Raw genomic sequence first — 16,822 nt, forward strand, 5'->3', positions numbered from 1 at the left:
AAACGAAGCTCTTCCCGCATTCTCACCCAGCCAAGAACCGGAATGCGGATCTTTTTCCCTTTAACGGTGAACTGATCGTTGGTGATGCTGAAGCGGTCGTTCACGCCCTTTTTGCGGAAGGTCGGATACTTGGCACGACCCGCAAAGAAGTTTTTAAACGCTTCGCCAAGCTGGATAATGGCCATCTGCGGAGCGCATTTGGTGACTTCCTTCATCCATGGGAAATCCGTATGTTTGATGGCGTTCAAGTCGCGGCGCAGGGACATCTGGGAGGGTTTGGGAATGCCTGGGTCTTCTTTCCATGCCGCATACTGTTCGCTCCACTGGTCCAAAGCCCAGTTGTAGGCAAAACGGGCCGTACCCGCAGCACGGGCAAGGTAGTTTTCCTGAACGTTGTTGGGATCAAGGGCAATCTTATGGGCAATCTTATGGGCAATCTTATGGGCAATCTTATGGGCAATCTTATGGGCAATCTTATGGGCAATCTTATGGGCAATGAGCATGGCTTATTCCACAGCCTTTTTCAAGTTTTCGAGAAGCTTTTTGTTCTTCCGGGATCTGCTGCCATAGAGCCTTGCGGAAAAAACGGTGATGATTTCCAGAACATCCCTGGCAAGGTCTTCTTCAAAGCTCGTATCCGCATCTTCACCCTGCTGCGCAGGGCTGGCGTCGCTCCGCGAACCCTGGTTGAGGATAACCACCTCCACCTCTTTGGCTTCGCAGATGGCAAAAATCAGTTCCGCGCCAAAACGGAGCAGGCGGTCTTTGTGGGTGAGAACAAGGCGGCCAATGCTGCCTTCAAGGATGGCCTCGATGAGCTTTTTCAGTCCCTTTTTGTGGTAATTCATGCCGGAGCCAAGGTCGGAGAGAATCTCGAAAGTCCAGCCCTGCCGGGCGCAGTACATTTCAAGAACCTGCTTCTGCCTTTCAAGATCCTCCTTCTGGTCATGGCTGGACACACGGGCATAGGCCAGGGTACGGCGGGTGTCCGACGGGGCATGAAAAAGCTCAGGTTTCAGGGCCGCAAGATCATAGCGCCGATGCCCCGAACTGGTTCTCTCCGGCGATATGCGGCCTTCAGCTTCCCACCTTCTCAGGGTGGGGATGGATACACCTAAAACTTCTGCGGCTTTGCCGATGGGGACAAGTCTATTCATAATGGCGAGAATAGATAAGATTAATAAGATGTCAACTGGACAGTTAAAAGCCCCTCTCCGGAAAGAGAGGGGCTTCGTAAAACCGATACCGGAAGCAGGATGGGTCTCAGTAAAAAACTATCCCAAAATGGCCTTCAGATCCTCATCCGGCGTGGCGGCAATGGGACGGATGCCAAATTTTTCCACGAGAACACCCAATACATTTTCCGTGATAAAGGCGGGCAGTGAAGGCCCGAGGCGGATGTCCTTGATACCGAGGTGGAGCAAGGTGAGCAGGATGGCCACGGCCTTCTGCTCATACCAGGAAAGAATCATGGAAAGGGGCAGATCGTTCACCCCGCAGTCAAAGGCATTGGCCAGGGCCACGGCAATCTGGATGGCGGAATAGGCATCGTTGCACTGCCCGATATCCAGCATACGGGGCAGATCACCGATTTTCCCCAGGTCTTTATCAAAGAAGCGGAACTTGCCGCAGGCCAGGGTCAGTACCATGCAGTCCGAAGGGATCTTTTCCACAAGTTCCGTGTAGTAATTGCGCCCGGGTTTGGCCCCGTCACAGCCCCCTACGAGGAAGAAATGGCGGATGGCACCGGATTTCACAGCATCCACGACGGTTCCCGCCACGGAAAGGACAGTATTGCGGGCAAAGCCTGTGAGCACTTCCTTACCGGGGACATCTTCCGTGAATCCGGGAAGGGCCAGAGCCTTTTCAATCACAGGGGTAAAATCCTTGTCCGTGATGTGCCGGACGCCGGGAAACCCCACAAGCCCTGTGGTGAAAAGATTGTCCTGATAGCTCGGTTTAGGCTTCTGGATACAGTTGGTCGTCATGAGAATGGCACCGGGAAAGGCATCAAACTCTTTGGCCTGATTCTGCCATGCAGTGCCGTAATGCCCGTAAAAGTGACCGTATTTTTTAAGGCCCGGATAGGCATGACAGGGCAGCATCTCACCGTGGGTGTACACAAGAATTCCCCTGCCCTCGGTCTGCTGCAAAAGAAGATCCAGATCCTTTAAATCATGACCGGAAACCAGAATGGCCTTGCCCTTCTTCTGACCCAGCGACACGGCCGTGGGAACGGGATGCCCATAGGTTCCCGTGTTGGCCGCATCGAGAAGCTCCATGGCCCGCAGATTCACTTCCCCACATTTTAAGGCCAGCCCCAGCAGTTCCTCCACCGAAAGATCCGGGTTGAGGGTGGCCGCCATGGCTTCATGGATAAAGGCATAAACCGCATCATCTTCCTGCCCCAGAATGGCTGCATGATCCGCATACGCTGCCACCCCCTTCAGCCCGTAAACGATGATCTGCTTGATGGAACGCAGATCCGGATTTTTATCCGGCCCGTCAAGGAGACCCACAGTTTCACCAAGGGCGGTCATGGCGCTGAGGTTCTCAGCCTTCATGGGCAGGGTGGGCAGAATCTTAAAATCGCCGCCATTGCCCGTGAGCCTTGCCACCAGTTTCTGAATCCAGGAGCTGTCACTTCCGGGAACCTTGCCGCCTGCGGCCCTGACCCTGACTTCAAGCATTTTCTTCAGATGCTCACATTCCAGAATCAGATTTTCAAAGCGTTTTTCATCAAAATCGACGTTGGTCAGGGTGGAAAAAATGGCCTCAGCGGTGAAGCGGTTGATCCTGGCCTCCACCACGCCCACTCTGCGGCCTTCCACGGCCACCTGGGAAAGCCCCTTCACCGCATGGACAAGAAGATCCTGCAAAGCCGCAACCTCTGCCGTTTTTCCACATACGCCGATTTTGTCACATCCCACACCCTTGGCTGCCTGCTCACACTGGTTACAGAACATGGTATCCTCCTTGATTTTCAAAATCCGGTTTTCATCCGTATGAAAAGGAAACTTCCGTCATCACTGGGATGCAGCCTAACCCTCCATACGAATCTTTTCCTTGATCTGAATCAAGGGGAACCCTTTTTACGACAGACGGGTGAAAAATAAATCAGATGCCATGACGCTGAAATTTTCATGAACTGACAAAGGCCTTGTCCATCACCCGCTCCAGTTCTTCCATGGTGGTCATGCCCCGCAGCACTTTTTTCAGGCCATCGTGATACAGGGGTTTAAATCCCTGTTCCATGGCCATTTTCTCGATTTCAACAAGGGAGCCATTCCGTGAAATCAGATCCCGGATATCGGAGGAAATCATGAACACCTCATGCAGGGCCAGTCTTCCGAGATACCCCGTAAAATTGCAGCGGACGCAGCCCTTTCCCTTATAGAACGTCACCTTTTCCCCCGCCTCCCGGATAAAATACCGATCCGCCTCCGCATCGGAAAGCACATAGGCCTCTTTACAGTTGTCGCAGATCCGCCGTACCAGACGCTGGGACATCACCCCCAGGAGGGCTGGAGAAACAATGAACGAGGGAACACCAATATCCATGAGGCGGGTGGTGGCCTGCAAAGCCCGGTTGCTGTGCAGGGTGGAAAGAACCAGATGACCGGTCAAAGCCGCCTGGCAGGCAATTCTTGCGGTTTCGAGATCCCGGATTTCACCGATCAGAATAACATCGGGATCCTGACGGAGAAAGGAGCGCAGCACCGCAGTAAAATCCAGGCCGATGGCAGGATTGGCCTGTACCTGATTGACCCCTTCAAGACGGTATTCCACGGGATCTTCCACGGTAAGAATATTGATTTCATCATTGTTGAGACGCTTCAGAACAGAAAAAAGGGTGGTGGTCTTGCCCGATCCCGTGGCACCGGTCACCAGAAAAACCCCATTGGGTGAGGTGGCAACAGCCTCCAGGTTGTGAAAGGTTCTGTGGGAAAAATCCAGTTCCTCCACACTGGGAACCTCCCGCACCGCCAGCTGCCCCAAAAGGCGCAGTACAATTTTCTCTCCGGATATGGCGGGTGTGGAGGACATGCGGACATCAATGGATCTGTTTTTCAGCTTGATGCCAATGCGGCCATCCTGGGGTCTACGTTTTTCCGTGATATCCAGACCAGCCATGACTTTAAGGCGGGAGATTACGGGAGCCAGAAGGGGCAGATCAATCTTGAGCCGTGTCTGCAAAAGGCCATCAATACGAAACCGGATACGCACCAGTTCTTCGGAAGGATCAATGTGAATGTCCGTGGCTCTTTCCTTCAGACCCAGCAGAATAATACCGTGGGTAAAATCCACAACGGCCTTGTCTCCGGCGATCCTCTTCAGCTGTTCATCCGTGATCTTGCTGGTTCCCTTGAAAAGGGAGTTTTCGGAAAGCTTGGCAATAAATTCCTCCACACTCTCCTTGGACTGGTACTGAATCTGAAGCGCATCCTCGATATCTTCCGGAAAGGCAAACACCGGGCTGATGGGAATACCTGCAAAACGCGCCGCATCTTCCAGCATCTGCAAATCCAGGGGATTGGCCGTGGCCACGGTCAGGGCGCTGCCCAGGCGGTAAATGGGAATCACCTGGCGCTGCATGGCAAATTCCCGGCGCAGCATGGTCACAGCATCTGCCTGAAAAATACTTTTCACCAGATCCACATAGGCAAAACCAATGGCATCCCCCCACAGTTTCCCGAGAAACCCTTTGGAAGCCACCCCGCCCTTCTGGAGAAACTGGAGTACCTCAAAATCATTGCCCTGAAATTTTTCCCGAAGGCCCCTGGCATCTTCTTCTGTAACAAACCCCAGTCCCACAATTTTCTCGATAAAGGCAGGATTGTTCATGGACAGATCTCCTCATAGGGAAAAAAACAGCTCACGGTTCAACAAAAATACTGATTACCATTTTGTTTCAGCTATCGTTCCCATGCTCCAGCGTGGAAACGATGGATTCAATGCTACAGGGGTAAAATCTGCGACTGCATGGCTGAATCAGGGGGGTAATCAGAACGCAAATTGTGTGCAGGCGGAACCGTAGCAAGCCAACAAAAAAAAAATCAGGGAGAAAGTTTTACCTTGCTCTTTTCCTTCATGGTTTTGAGCATTTTCCGGATCTGATCCTGAGAAAGCTTACGGCTCATATCCTGCTCTTTAATCTTCTCATCCTTTTCAATCTCCGCCATCATCTCGGAAAGCCTGTACCTTTCCCTCATGAATTCCCCTCCATTTCAGCGACCATCCCCTCAATGATCTCTTTCAGTTCTGCGTACGAGGTATCCTTTCGGATATAATCATCAGCACCGGCCTCAAGACAGCGGCTGATGGTACCCATATCCGCAACGGATGTCAGAATCACAACCCGGACATGGGGATTGACAGACTTCATCCTGCCCACCACCTCATCCCCGTTTTTAAGGGGCATGTTCACATCCATTACCACAAGATCCGGCAGCATCTTTTCAAAAAGTACCAGTCCGTCTTCACCGTTGGCGGCTTCTCCCACCACATCCAGCCCCAGCCGCTGCAATATCGTACGCATAAAAGTCCGGATATGTGACTCGTCATCCACAACAATACATCTGATTTTTTTCATTTGTTCTCCATGGACACGTAAAACCGAAAAACTGCGCATCTCTTGAACAGGAAAGGGAATGCTCCGCCCCTTTTTCCCAATGTTTACCCCGAAAATCCGTCAAAAAAAAGAAGGCGCATAAAGCTGCCCTGCTGTAAGGCAGTCTGCCAGTTCTCCATAAACTGCAAGAATTCTCTCCAAATCCGGATCTTTCCCCAATGCCTTACGAATGCGAAAAGAAAGACTGCCCGCATCCAGACGTTTTTCCAGAACAGCCGCCACAGGGGGCAGTTCCGGACAATGGGGAAGCAGCAGCTCATACCAGTGTTTCCAGATTTCCCCCGCAGGCAAGTGAGATGAAAATCCATACAATCCGAGAAGTTCTGGTGAATCAACAGAAGTCGTTTCCCCTTTGGCGATACATCGATGTAGCAGAGCCGCAAGACTTTCCGTCGTCGCGGCTTTCTGCACCTCAAAGGGAGCCAGCCTCTCTTCCACAAACCCCCGTACAGCAGCAGCCACCAGGGCAATCACGGCAAGGTCGGCCTCCACACATTCCTGGGTATCCACAAGACGGATCTCAATGGCACTGCGGGTGAACCGGGCGATGGCCCCACGGGAATTGAGCCACTCCCCCCTCAGGATGCCCGCAGGATCCAGAGGCCGGATGGCTCTGTACATGGGCTCCAGAATCTCCCTTTCATAGCTTTTGGGATCAAAAACCGCCTCCGGGATGATCCGGCCCGCAATTTCCGGCACCTTTGCCTGGTTGTTCCGGTACACGGAAAGCCGGGTATCCGTAAACTCCGTCAGTTTGCCATCCGCCATGGGAGTGCTGGCGCAAAGGGCGGGAATGAGGGGAAGCACACAGCGGATGGCCCCATGCAGGCGGCCAAACTCTTCCGGCCCATGGAAGGGCAGATTGAGATGCACACTCTGGAGGTTTACCCAGCCATGCCCCCGGCAGTCAAAAATTTTATCGTAGGCCCTGTAGATCTCCTTCTGCCCATAGGGCCAGAGTACGGCTTCCTGAAAAGGATCCATGAAAGGATGCATCCCCGTCCCCAGAAGCCGCGCTCCCAAAGGCGCCAGAATGGCGTTCACCCCGTTCACCGCCCTGCGAAAATCCCCGGTGAGTCCGGAAAACCCCGAAGCCGGGCCGGGTGTTTTGAACTCCATGACATGGGCAGCCAGTTCGTTGGAAATCCGCACCCCTTCAAAAGAGCGTTCATTTTCCACCAGGCCGTCACTGTCCATCAGCATCTTTTCCGCAAGGGGACGAACGGTCAAATGCTTCTGATCCACAATCATCAGCTCGATTTCAATGCCATACCCTTCAAAGAGGTGCAGGGGTTTCATCGGCTGCCCTTTCTGCGCATGACCTCATCATAAAAATACATCATGATCCTGTCATAGAGACCATCCTTGAGCACCAGATCCTCAATCCCCACATCAATATTGGGGTTGTCGTTGATCTCGATCACATAGGCCTTACGGCCAATGAGCTTCACATCCAGACCGTACAGACCATTGCCCACCAGTCTTGCCGCCTTGAGGGCCGTTTTCAGCACCACCTCAGGCACAGCACCGAGGGCCAGGGTTTCCGCATCCCCGAGACGGTTGTCCCCGGTTTTTTCCCAGTTCACAATCTGCCAGTGGCTTCTGGCCATGAAATACTTGCAGGCAAAAAGGGGCTGGCCTCCCAGAACCCCGATACGCCAGTCAAACTCCGTCGGCGTGAAAGCCTGGGAAATGATGAGATCCGATCGGTCGAGAAAACGCTCCGCCTCTTTGAGAAAGGCCTCTTTGTCATCCACCTTCACCACACCCTGGGAAAAAGCACTGTCCGGCTGCTTGAGGATACGGGGATACGAACCATTCACCGCAGCCTCCGCCAGGTTGTGGCGGGAAAGAATCCGGGTTTCCGGTGTGGCAATACCATGGTGGGTCAGAAGTTCCGCAAGGTAGACCTTGTTGGTACATTTGATGATGGAAAGAGGATCATCAATGACCACAAGTCCTTCAGCCTCAGCCCTCTGGGCAAAACGGAAGGTGTGGTGGTTAACGGATGTGGTCTCCCGGATGAAAAGGGCATCAAAGAAACCGATGCGGTGGTAATCGTGCCGGGTAATGAGGCTCACATTGAACCCCGCACGATTCCCGGCTTTGATGAAACGCTTCAGGGCCGGAGCACCGGAAGGGGGCATTTTTTCATCGGGATCCATAAGAATGGCAAGATCATAGCCCTTGCGTTCCGGCTTTTTGGGCTTGGGGCTGGGGCCCGTAAGATAGACTTCCGCAAGACGCACAAGTTCAGGAAAATGATCGTCCGGAATCTCACTCACCCCAATCATCCGGATGGTGCGAATCTGCCATTTTTCATCCTTTTTCACAAAGTGCACCCGCAAAAGCGGGCACTGGAAAAAGTTAAAAATCTCCATGGCAATCCGGTCATAGCGCTTGGCCAGATTCCGGCCAAAATAGATACTCAGCTCAAAAACATCGCTCTGAAGATGACCAAGACTTTTCTGGATCATGCGATCCAGGTCTTCCGTGACCAGACGTACCACAGACATGGATTTGATATCCTGCACCGTGGCGATGGTGGGAAAGGCCTTATGTCCCCGCGCCGCCGCCAGGAGCGATACATAATACCCGGTGGACTGGTAACGGTAGGATCGGCAGAGATTGAATACCCTGGCCCGTTTCATGGTGAGAAAACGGGCATCCATCAGGTAATCGCGGGAACCGACCACTTCGGCACCCGAAATGGAGACAGGCCAGCGGGCGGGCATGTCCACCACAATAATATCATTCATTGGATCAAGGCCTCCGTTTCTTTTTCCGGAACAAGGATGAGAAGATTGGCGTCAAAGGTGAGAACACCCAGGAGCACAGCATGGATGAGACGGCGCATGTTTACAGCGTAATAAGGGCCGTGGAATCTCGGATTCATGGCATAGGGATCGGCAATGAGCACTTTCCGGTGTTCGCGGTCATAGCCCCGCAGCACCACAAAATGACCGCTGGGCCGTCCCCGGAGATCATCATCCCGGCCGGTCTCCGGAATTTCCCGCATGGTATTGTACAGGTAGGTGGCGGAAAGGCCGGTCAGAATGGGAACTCCCCGGTCGAGATAGCTGCGGATCAAACGAGGGGTGAAGTCCCGGTAACGGATGCGCCCGCCTGAAGCCAGAAAATGCAGATACCCCTCCGTTGCACTGCGGAAGGCGTGGTTTCTGCGATGGGACATCTGCCGCAGCAGACGCGCTGCCAGAAAATCCGCATCCACGTCCCGCTCGCCACGGAGTCCTGGAAACCATGTGGGATCAAACATCTGAAGATCATTGGTATATAACGTGGCATGATACCCCCGTCCCAGAGCATGGCAGCCCAGATGTACGGCAAGGGTACCACCATTTTCCACCCGCTGCACCTCTGTCATGACATTTTCTATGGAAGGAGACTCCCTTTCCCAGTAGGCATAGATGGCATGGAGGCAGGTGGGACCACAGCTTTCATCATCGGGCTGGGGTAAAATGCCAAGAGGAATGCGGGACGTCATAACGCCCTCCGAAGAAAAACAGAAAGGATCAAAGGACAGATGCACGGCAAAGGACAGGCCCTGTTTTTTCAGCCTGAATCCTCATACGCCAAAGCCGACCAAAAAAACAGCGGGAAAGGAAAGACCTGAAATATTATTTTTTTTCCCTTCCCATTCAAGCCGTTATGACTTATTATAAAACAACGTTTACAGGGTGGGATTTTAACAGAATCCCCATGAACGTAAAGGAGGTTTCCATGATTCAGCCCATTACAGGTTCCAATCCATACGCCGTATCCCAGGTGCAGCCCATAGCACCGAGACCCATGCAAAGCCCGGAAGTTCAGCCCCAGGTTCGTGAGCAGCAGCCCCTTCAGGATGCCGCCATCTTCCGTCCTTCGGAACCCATGCGGGATACTCCGGCTGCGGGTTATGGGCCTGATGCTGCCTCCAGAAATACGGCACCGTCTGACAATACCCAGACCATGACCGCTGCGCCGGAAAAAACACCGCCTCCTGCCACCGCAGCCCCTGCTGAAAGAGCACAGAACCTTTATCAGCAGCCGGAAAACATCATCCGGGAATTCACCCGGCCTCCGGAGCAGGCCATGCAGGGTCAGCAGCTGGATATTGTGGTATGATACTCAGACGTCCTTTGAAAAGGCCCTGTCCCCATGGACATCCGTAACATTTTTAAAATCCTTGAAGTTTTTCATAAAAACTTCCGGATTCATCCCTTCAAGGATACCAATGCGGGTCAGGGCAAAATCATAGCGAACCGGATCTTCAGGTGCAAAACGGGCAAAAGCCCGGGTAATTTCCCGCGATGTTCGGATGTCCCCTGATTTCCGGTTCGTCAGTCCCGCCAACAGAGCAATACGGTGCATATGCACATCCACCGGCACCAGAAGCCTTTCAGCTCCCACATCCTCCCAGATTCCCGTATCCACAGCATCCTTTCTCACCATCCAGCGTAAAAAAAGATAGAGACGCTTGCAGGCACTCCCCTTGGCAGGCCTCGGCAAGAGATGCCCCGGATCATGGGAAGCGCCCCTGAGCAGCGTCGCCACAAAAGCTTCCAGGGCGGCTTCTATGTCCCCGCCCCCATCCCCCTGGGCAAAGGCCGCCCGCAGGCTGCCATGATCCCTCAGGCATTTTCCCATGCCCGCCATCAGCCCGGAAAGATTCTTTCCATCGGCAAAACGATGACGAAAATCCTGAAAAACCGTTTCCAGAGCCTCAGGCTTCTGACGGCAAAGCCAGTCCCGGGGCCCATCCCCCATGAGGGAAAAAATCTCCTTGAGACTTTTGAGAATCTGGCCCACCCGGCCATAGGCCATGAGGGCGGCAAGAAGCCCCGCCACCTCCACGTCCTCTGCCCTTTCAAAGGCATAGAGGGTTTCCAGGGGATCGGGATGCACACACTCCCGGTGCGTATACTGCCGGTAAAGGGCTTCGAGAAGGTCTTGACGAAGTTCCATGCGGTTCCTTCAGAAAAAAGGATGGGTTGTGTTTCTGACAATCCTTTCACCACAGCCTGTCCCAGCGGCCAATGGGGGTATGGCGGGCCTCTATCCCCTCCTCCCCGAAAACAAGCTGCACTGCACCACCCGTGTCTGTCCGCAGCACCCTGGCCCCCCGGCTCTCCAGCCTGCGGAGTACCGCCACGGAAGGATAGCGGTAAGGATTCCGCAAGCCACAGGAAAGAATGGCAAGGGAAGGAGTCACCGCTCCTAAAAAGGTCTCGGTCGTGGATGTACGGCTGCCATGGTGACCCGCCAGCAGCACATCCGAGGCCAGATTCTTCCCATAGTTTCTCACATAAAAAAGCTCCGCCTGCCGTTCCGCATCCCCTGTGAACAGCAGGGTACCTCCGGAGCTCTCCATGCGAAAAACCAGGGAGGCATCATTCACGCTGGAAAAAACCGCTTCCCCAGGCCCGAAAAAACGGAAGGTCACGCCTCCCAGCATGGGGGGTTCCTCTTCCAGATCCGGGTGGCGGATACGGGTACCCCTGTCCCGTAAAAACACCACAAGATCCCTTCCCAGAGGATCGGCCATGGCTGTTTCTGAAATCCAGAGTTCCAGCACCGGATAGCGTTCCGCCAGATAAAAAAATCCCTGAATGTGATCCGCATGGGGATGGGAAAGCACCAGCACATCCAGGGTTCGGATCTTCTGGAAATCCAGCCAGGGCGACAGGATGGCACGGCCCGTATCCAGGGCATCGGCCCAGGAAAAACCGCCCCCGTCCACCAGCATCACCCTGCCGCCGGGGAGCCTTATACCGGAAGCCGAACCCTGCCCCACATCCAGCACCGTCACCACAGGATGCTCCGGCCCCTGTCGGGAAAAGATCCAGCGCAGGCCGTCTCCTGCGGTGAGCAGTACCAGAACACAGGCAAAGGCCATGCGTCCCCTGGTCCAGAGGCCCTTGGGAAAGCAGAAAAAGAGCAGGAGAAAACCGTAAAGAAGGCCCGCCTCCAGCAGGGTGATGCCTCCGGGCCTCAGGAGGGCAAAGGGGATCTTTTCTATGGAAAAAGCCATGGCGTTTCCAAGACCCGTCAACAAACCTGAGACCTTCAGGAGAAAGACCGCCCCCTCCCCCATGGGAGAAAGGATCAGGCCCGCCATGCCCAAAGGAAGGGCCAGCATACCCATGAGGGGAACCAGAACAGGATTCACCCCAGGCCCCAGCAGGGAGACTTCCCGGAAAACGTGGAGACAGACGGGAGCTGTGAACAGGGCTGCAAAAAGGGAGGTCTTGAAAAGACCCAGAACCCAAAACCTAAGGGAAAGCCACAGGCCTGCCTTTTCGGGCTTCATCATGGGATAACGGGAAAATCCCAGAATCAGCCCCGCCACAGCAGCCACACTGAGGAGAAAGCCCGTATCCACGAGACGTTCCGGACTGTGGCAGAGAAGAAGCCCCACAGCCAGGGCAAGAAGGCTCCAGACATCGGTGCTGCGGTGCAGGATCAGCACCCAGATGCCTCCTGCCACCATGAGCACGGCCCTCAGGGCAGAAGGTGCTCCGCCTGAAATCAGGGCATAGGCAAAGGCGGCCAAAAGGGCGGGAAGGGCTGCGGCCCTGCGCGTTGCCCCCCTCCGGGTCAGGGCGGGAACAAAACGGAAAAGACGTTCGCAGAGCCAGAACAGGCCTCCGGCGAGAAGCCCCACATGCAAGCCTGAAATGGCAAGAAGATGCCCGAGACCGCCTGCTGCGTAAGCCTCCCGCAGGGCAGGCCGCAGTCGGGTGCGGTCGCCGATGAGCATAGCGGCCATGACAGCCGCACTGTCTTCGTCGGACACAGCTTGCCGGATTTTCTCCCCAAGGCCCAGACGGAAACGATCCACCGCAGCAACAAACCCGCCCCCGCCCCTTTCCAGAACCTGAAGCTCCCGGCCATGGCACCAGATCCGGCCATGAATTCCCCTGTCCTGCTGAAACCTGTGATAGTCAAAGCCTCCGGGATTTTCAAAATTATCAAAAGCCCGCACGGCTCCATGAAAACGCACACGGCTGCCCGGTTCCGGCATGGGCCCGTCCCCCACCAGGGTAAAGAGCAGCCTTCCTGTCAGGGAAAAGGTTCTGCCGGAAGCCTCCTCAAGGATCACCCCGGAAAGATGGGACTGCACCCTGCCCTGCCGGGGTCGGGGCAGCCCTTCAATGCGGCCTGTCACCCAGACCTTGTCTTCTCCGGGAAAAGCGGAAAGCCTTGCTGCCTCTGTGGCGGCCCGGTGCACGGAAAGCCCGGTGAGGTGTCCCAGAAAGAAAAAGACCAGAAGGGGAAGAAGGGCGGAAAAAAAGGAAGGGACACAAAAGGAAAAGCGCAGTGTGAAAAAAACAGCCCCAAGTCCTGAGGCTGCTGCCAGAAAAGGCCAGAAAGGGGGCAGAGGCCAGAACCTGGCCCAGAAAATCCCCAGCACCAGGGCCAGCAGCAGGGGAAGGGCCGGTCTTTTCCAGAACCGCTCCGCCTCAGTGGATACGGCGGATACGGCCCCCAAGCTGACTGAATTTTTCCTCAATGGACTCATAGCCCCTGTCCAGATGGTAAACCCGGTGTACCACCGTGGTATGGGTGGCCACCAGACCGGCCAGAATCAGGGAGGCACTGGCCCGGAGATCCGAAGCCATCACCGGCGCGCCGGAAAGCTCCCTGACCCCCCGAACCTTGGCCGTGTTGCCTGCATGGAGACTGATGGCCGCGCCCATACGCTGAAGCTCACTGACATGGATGAAGCGGTTTTCAAAAATGGTTTCTGAAATCACGCTGGTGCCTTCGGCCATACTGAGCAGTACCATGAACTGGGCCTGCATGTCCGTGGGAAAACCGGGATAGGGCTGGGTGGTGATGTCCGTACTCTGGATAGGCCCGGATCGGTATACCCTGGCCCAGTCCGGGCCCGTTTCCACGGTGGCGCCCGTGGCCCGCAATTTATTGATGACGGCCCGGAAATGATCGGGATTGCAGTCCCGAACCGTTACATCGCCTGCCGTGAGGGCAGCCGCCACCAGAAAGGTGCCCGCCTCAATGCGATCCGGAATGATGGTGGCCGTAACGGGCTTCAGGGAAGGGACACCCTGAATCACAATTTTTGAGGTACCCGCTCCTTCCACAGATGCGCCCATGGCGTTCAGCACATCCGCCAGAGCCACAATCTCCGGCTCCCTTGCCGCATTGCGCAGGATGGTTTCCCCATCGGCCAGACTCGCCGCCATCATGAGGTTTTCCGTACCGCCCACGGTAGGCATGTCAAAGCAGATGTCTGCTCCCCTGAGCCGCCCCGCCTCGGCCTCCACATAGCCATGATCCAGCCGGATTCTGGCCCCCATGGCCTCCAGGCCCTTCAGGTGCAGATCCACGGGTCTTGCGCCGATGGCGCAGCCTCCGGGCAAAGACACCCTGGCCCGGCCCAGTCTTGCCACAAGAGGACCCAGCACCAGAATGGAGGCCCGCATCTTACGGACAAGATCGTAGGCCGCCTCGGTACGGCTGAGACCGGAGGCATCAATCCGCACACGGCTTCCCTCCCTCTCCACATGACAGCCCAGATCTTCCAGAAGCAGCAGGATGGAATCAATGTCCTTCAGACGGGGAACATTGTGGAATTCGCAGCACCCTTCCACCAGCAGGGCTGACGTCAGTATGGGAAGGGCCGCATTCTTCGCCCCGCTGATCCGGACTTCTCCGTGCAGGGGAATCCCGCCCTTGATTTCGATGGTATCCATGTGCCCCCTGTCAGACACTTCCGTAGCTGTGCAGCCCGGGAAGGTAATTCACGCCAAAATAGGTGAACAGCACCGCAAGAAAACCCAGAATGGAAAGCCAGGCAATGCGGCTGCCTGTCCAGGAACGCATGAGCCGGGCATGAAGCAGTACCGCGTAGATGATCCAGGTGATAAGAGACCAGGTTTCCTTGGGATCCCAGGACCAGTAACTGCCCCAGGCGGAATTGGCCCATACGGAGCCTGTGATAATCCCGAAGGAGAGAAGAAGAAAACCAAAAACCACCATGCGGTAGGTCAGATCATCCAGCACCTCAGGCGCGGGAAAACGGCTTCGGAATCCCTTTTTCGACCCGGCAGGGATGAGATACATCACACTGGTGGCAAAGGCCAGAGCAAAGCCCGCATATCCCAGAAAACAGGTCATGACATGGATGGTCAGCCAGTTGCTTTTCAAAGCCGGAACCAGGGGGCGGATCTGATCGGAGACATTGGGCGAAAGGGAAGCATAGGCCAGAACGAGGAAAATCAGAGGCCCGAAGAAGGCCCCCACCTCCCTGCGTCCGCTCTTCCACTCCACAAAAAGATACAGAGCCGCCATGCTCATGGAAAAAAAGACCAGGGATTCATAGAGATTGGACAGGGGAATGCGGCCGATATCCATCTGATAGCTTTCCACCCAGCGCAGGCAAAAACCGGTCATATTCCCGAACAGGCCCAGCCAGATCAGGCCCGTTGCCCCCTTTCCAAGGGCAGTTTTATGAAAAAGCCAGGCCAGGATGTACAGCAGGGCTGCGGCACCATAGACAAAGGTGACAATGGAAAGAATCCAGGAACTGTTCATGGGATTTCCTTAAATTATGATTTTCCGGAGGGTTCGGCATCCCTTGTGCGGGATGCGCTCGGATCAGCAAAAAACCATGGGAAACGAAAGCCAGTCCGCATCTTCAGCCTTTTTCCAGAAAAGTGGCAATACGGTCCACCTTCCGGTTCAGGCTATGGCGGTTACGCTTTCCGCTGCCCGCCACCGTATACGCCACCCCGCCCTCTGCCAAAGGTGCAATCAGAATGAAGAGCTTTTTGTGGGAAAGAAAAAAGGCCACCCAGCAGCCCAGCAGCATAAGGGCAAACCCCAGATAAACCAGCCCCACCCCCGGATCCCGGCTTACCTGAAGACCCGTGAAGTAAAGCGGCTCAAAATCCTCCACCTCAATGGCAAAGCCCCGCTCTCCCATGCGCATACGGTCAAAGCCGGGATGGTTCCGGGGCAGCACCAGGGTCTGCTGTCTGCCCTCTCCATCTTCATAAAAGCCCAGAAAGGTCGGGCCCAGGGCATGTCCCCGGAGACGGAAATTGTCCATAAACCTCATGAGCACGATATGCCCCTCTGCAAAGGGAAGGGCAAGGGGTACCCCCACCTCGGCCCTGAGGGAAAGGGCCTCTCCCTTTTCAGGCACAAGACGCAGGGAGATGGAACGGGCCGCTGCCGTGCCATAGCTGGACTGGTACATGCGCACCCCGCCGTAAACCAGAGGATGGTTGACCCGGACATCCTCGGTCAGAATCTTTTCTCCCTCGGATCCGAGAAGGGTTAAGGTGGAACGGTACTCTCTGGGGGTTCCATCGGGATAAAGGCTCACGGAAAAGGCGTCACAGCGGATGGAAAATCCCAGATCCAGCGTCCCGCCATTTCCCCGGAGCCGGATCTCATGGGCTGTTTCCCCTTCGGGAATGTTCACAAAACCGGAAAACCCAAAAAGGGATCCCACAAGCCCACCCGCAAGGAGCAGCAGGATACTGAGATGCACAACATAGACCCCAAGCCGTGTCCAGCGCCCGGATTCTGCGTAGAGAAGGCGCTTTCCCTCTCCGTATTCATAGGCGCGTATGCGGGTTCCCCAGCCGGAGAGGGATTTTTCCGCCTTTTTCACGGCAACATCCAGATTTTCCGGAGCTTCCCAGGTTATGGCATTGGCCAGACTGCGCACACTGTCCGCATAGGGAACGCCCGAAGTTCTCCATACCCAGCGCCAGACCGCGGGAAGACGCTCCAGACTGCACACAACGAGATTCAGGGCCAGAAGCAGCAAAAGGGTCTGAAACCACCAGGAATTGTACATATCATGCAGGTGCAGCAGGGCAAAAATCTTTCCCAGCACCCCCTCACCCGCCTGGGCAGCCCCCCCCGGTTTCTGGGGAATCAGGGTACCCACCACGGATCCTGCTGCCAGCAGCAGCAGCACCACCACAGACAGTTTCACAGAGGCAAACATGGTCCAGACCTGACGCATGACTCCCCTTTCCTCCGTCCCGTTTTTTTCCATCAGACCCGATCCTGTTCCGCCGGAAAAACCGGCTTGATCCATCCGTAAAAAAATAGCTGTCCGATCACAAAAAAAGACTTCTTCCCGCCAAAGGGGAAAAAAGCCTTATTTTCCTAACAGAAGCCAGGGGCTTAGGCAAGCCGCACATGCCA

General features: G+C 55.2%; 15 protein-coding genes. 1 reads left to right on the plus strand and 14 read right to left on the minus strand.

Annotation, left to right across the window (positions count from 1 at the left end; genetic code table 11):
- The 9 genes from BR04_RS10180 to BR04_RS10220 all read right to left on the minus strand — a co-directional run.
- Positions 1 to 503: RNA-guided endonuclease InsQ/TnpB family protein (locus BR04_RS10180; protein WP_496355900.1), on the minus strand; the 503-nt coding region annotated here is incomplete at its 3' end.
- A 3-nt stretch (positions 504 to 506) separates the two neighbouring features.
- Positions 507 to 1,157: an IS607 family transposase gene (locus tag BR04_RS10185; protein WP_496355901.1), complete on the minus strand. Its 651-nt coding sequence runs from the start codon at positions 1,155 to 1,157 to the stop codon at positions 507 to 509.
- Between the two features lie 117 nt (positions 1,158 to 1,274).
- Positions 1,275 to 2,966, minus strand: coding sequence for a hydroxylamine reductase (hcp, locus tag BR04_RS10190; RefSeq protein WP_496355902.1), 1,692 nt, complete (start codon positions 2,964 to 2,966; stop codon positions 1,275 to 1,277).
- A 175-nt stretch (positions 2,967 to 3,141) separates the two neighbouring features.
- Positions 3,142 to 4,845, minus strand: coding sequence for a GspE/PulE family protein (locus BR04_RS10195; RefSeq protein ID WP_496355903.1), 1,704 nt, complete (start codon positions 4,843 to 4,845; stop codon positions 3,142 to 3,144).
- Between the two features lie 212 nt (positions 4,846 to 5,057).
- A complete protein-coding gene (locus tag BR04_RS10200) occupies positions 5,058 to 5,213 on the minus strand; it encodes a hypothetical protein (protein WP_496355904.1) in 156 nt (51 codons plus the stop codon).
- Positions 5,210 to 5,593, minus strand: coding sequence for a response regulator (locus tag BR04_RS10205; RefSeq protein WP_496355905.1), 384 nt, complete (start codon positions 5,591 to 5,593; stop codon positions 5,210 to 5,212). The genes BR04_RS10200 and BR04_RS10205 overlap by 4 nt, the downstream gene beginning before the upstream one ends.
- Before the next feature lie 99 nt (positions 5,594 to 5,692).
- Entirely contained in the window at positions 5,693 to 6,931 is a 1,239-nt protein-coding gene (locus BR04_RS10210) for a carboxylate-amine ligase (protein ID WP_496355906.1), read from the minus strand.
- Complete coding sequence (locus BR04_RS10215; RefSeq protein WP_496355907.1) at positions 6,928 to 8,391, minus strand: RimK family ATP-grasp domain-containing protein; 1,464 nt, start codon at positions 8,389 to 8,391, stop codon at positions 6,928 to 6,930. Before BR04_RS10215 ends, BR04_RS10210 begins: the two co-directional genes overlap by 4 nt.
- Positions 8,388 to 9,137 (minus strand): C39 family peptidase, encoded by a 750-nt coding sequence (locus tag BR04_RS10220; protein ID WP_496355908.1) that lies wholly within the window; start codon positions 9,135 to 9,137, stop codon positions 8,388 to 8,390. The genes BR04_RS10215 and BR04_RS10220 overlap by 4 nt, the downstream gene beginning before the upstream one ends.
- Positions 9,138 to 9,373: 236 nt before the next feature.
- Between BR04_RS10220 and BR04_RS10225 the strand changes: the two genes are divergently transcribed.
- Positions 9,374 to 9,757 carry a hypothetical protein gene (locus BR04_RS10225; protein ID WP_496355909.1) on the plus strand — a complete coding sequence of 128 codons (384 nt, stop codon included), beginning with the start codon at positions 9,374 to 9,376 and terminating at the stop codon, positions 9,755 to 9,757.
- Positions 9,758 to 9,760: 3 nt separating this feature from the next.
- On the opposite strand, the gene BR04_RS10230 is transcribed toward BR04_RS10225, so the two are convergent.
- The 5 genes from BR04_RS10230 to BR04_RS10250 all read right to left on the minus strand — a co-directional run bounded on the left by BR04_RS10230 (position 9,761) and on the right by BR04_RS10250 (position 16,670).
- The gene (locus BR04_RS10230; RefSeq protein WP_496355910.1) at positions 9,761 to 10,597 is read right to left on the minus strand and encodes a TIGR02757 family protein; all 837 of its coding nucleotides are present in this window, start codon (positions 10,595 to 10,597) and stop codon (positions 9,761 to 9,763) included.
- A gap of 46 nt (positions 10,598 to 10,643) precedes the next feature.
- The gene (locus BR04_RS10235) at positions 10,644 to 13,124 is read right to left on the minus strand and encodes a DNA internalization-related competence protein ComEC/Rec2 (protein ID WP_496355911.1); all 2,481 of its coding nucleotides are present in this window, start codon (positions 13,122 to 13,124) and stop codon (positions 10,644 to 10,646) included.
- Entirely contained in the window at positions 13,096 to 14,349 is a 1,254-nt protein-coding gene (murA, locus tag BR04_RS10240) for a UDP-N-acetylglucosamine 1-carboxyvinyltransferase (protein ID WP_496355912.1), read from the minus strand. Before murA ends, BR04_RS10235 begins: the two co-directional genes overlap by 29 nt.
- Positions 14,350 to 14,359: 10 nt before the next feature.
- Positions 14,360 to 15,190, minus strand: a complete 831-nt coding sequence (gene ccsB, locus BR04_RS10245) for a c-type cytochrome biogenesis protein CcsB (protein WP_496355913.1) — start codon at positions 15,188 to 15,190, stop codon at positions 14,360 to 14,362.
- Positions 15,191 to 15,293: 103 nt separating this feature from the next.
- Positions 15,294 to 16,670: a cytochrome c biogenesis ResB family protein gene (locus BR04_RS10250; protein WP_496355914.1), complete on the minus strand. Its 1,377-nt coding sequence runs from the start codon at positions 16,668 to 16,670 to the stop codon at positions 15,294 to 15,296.
- Positions 16,671 to 16,822: the final 152 nt, after the last annotated feature.

The organism is Desulfobotulus sapovorans DSM 2055 (assembly GCF_059569355.1).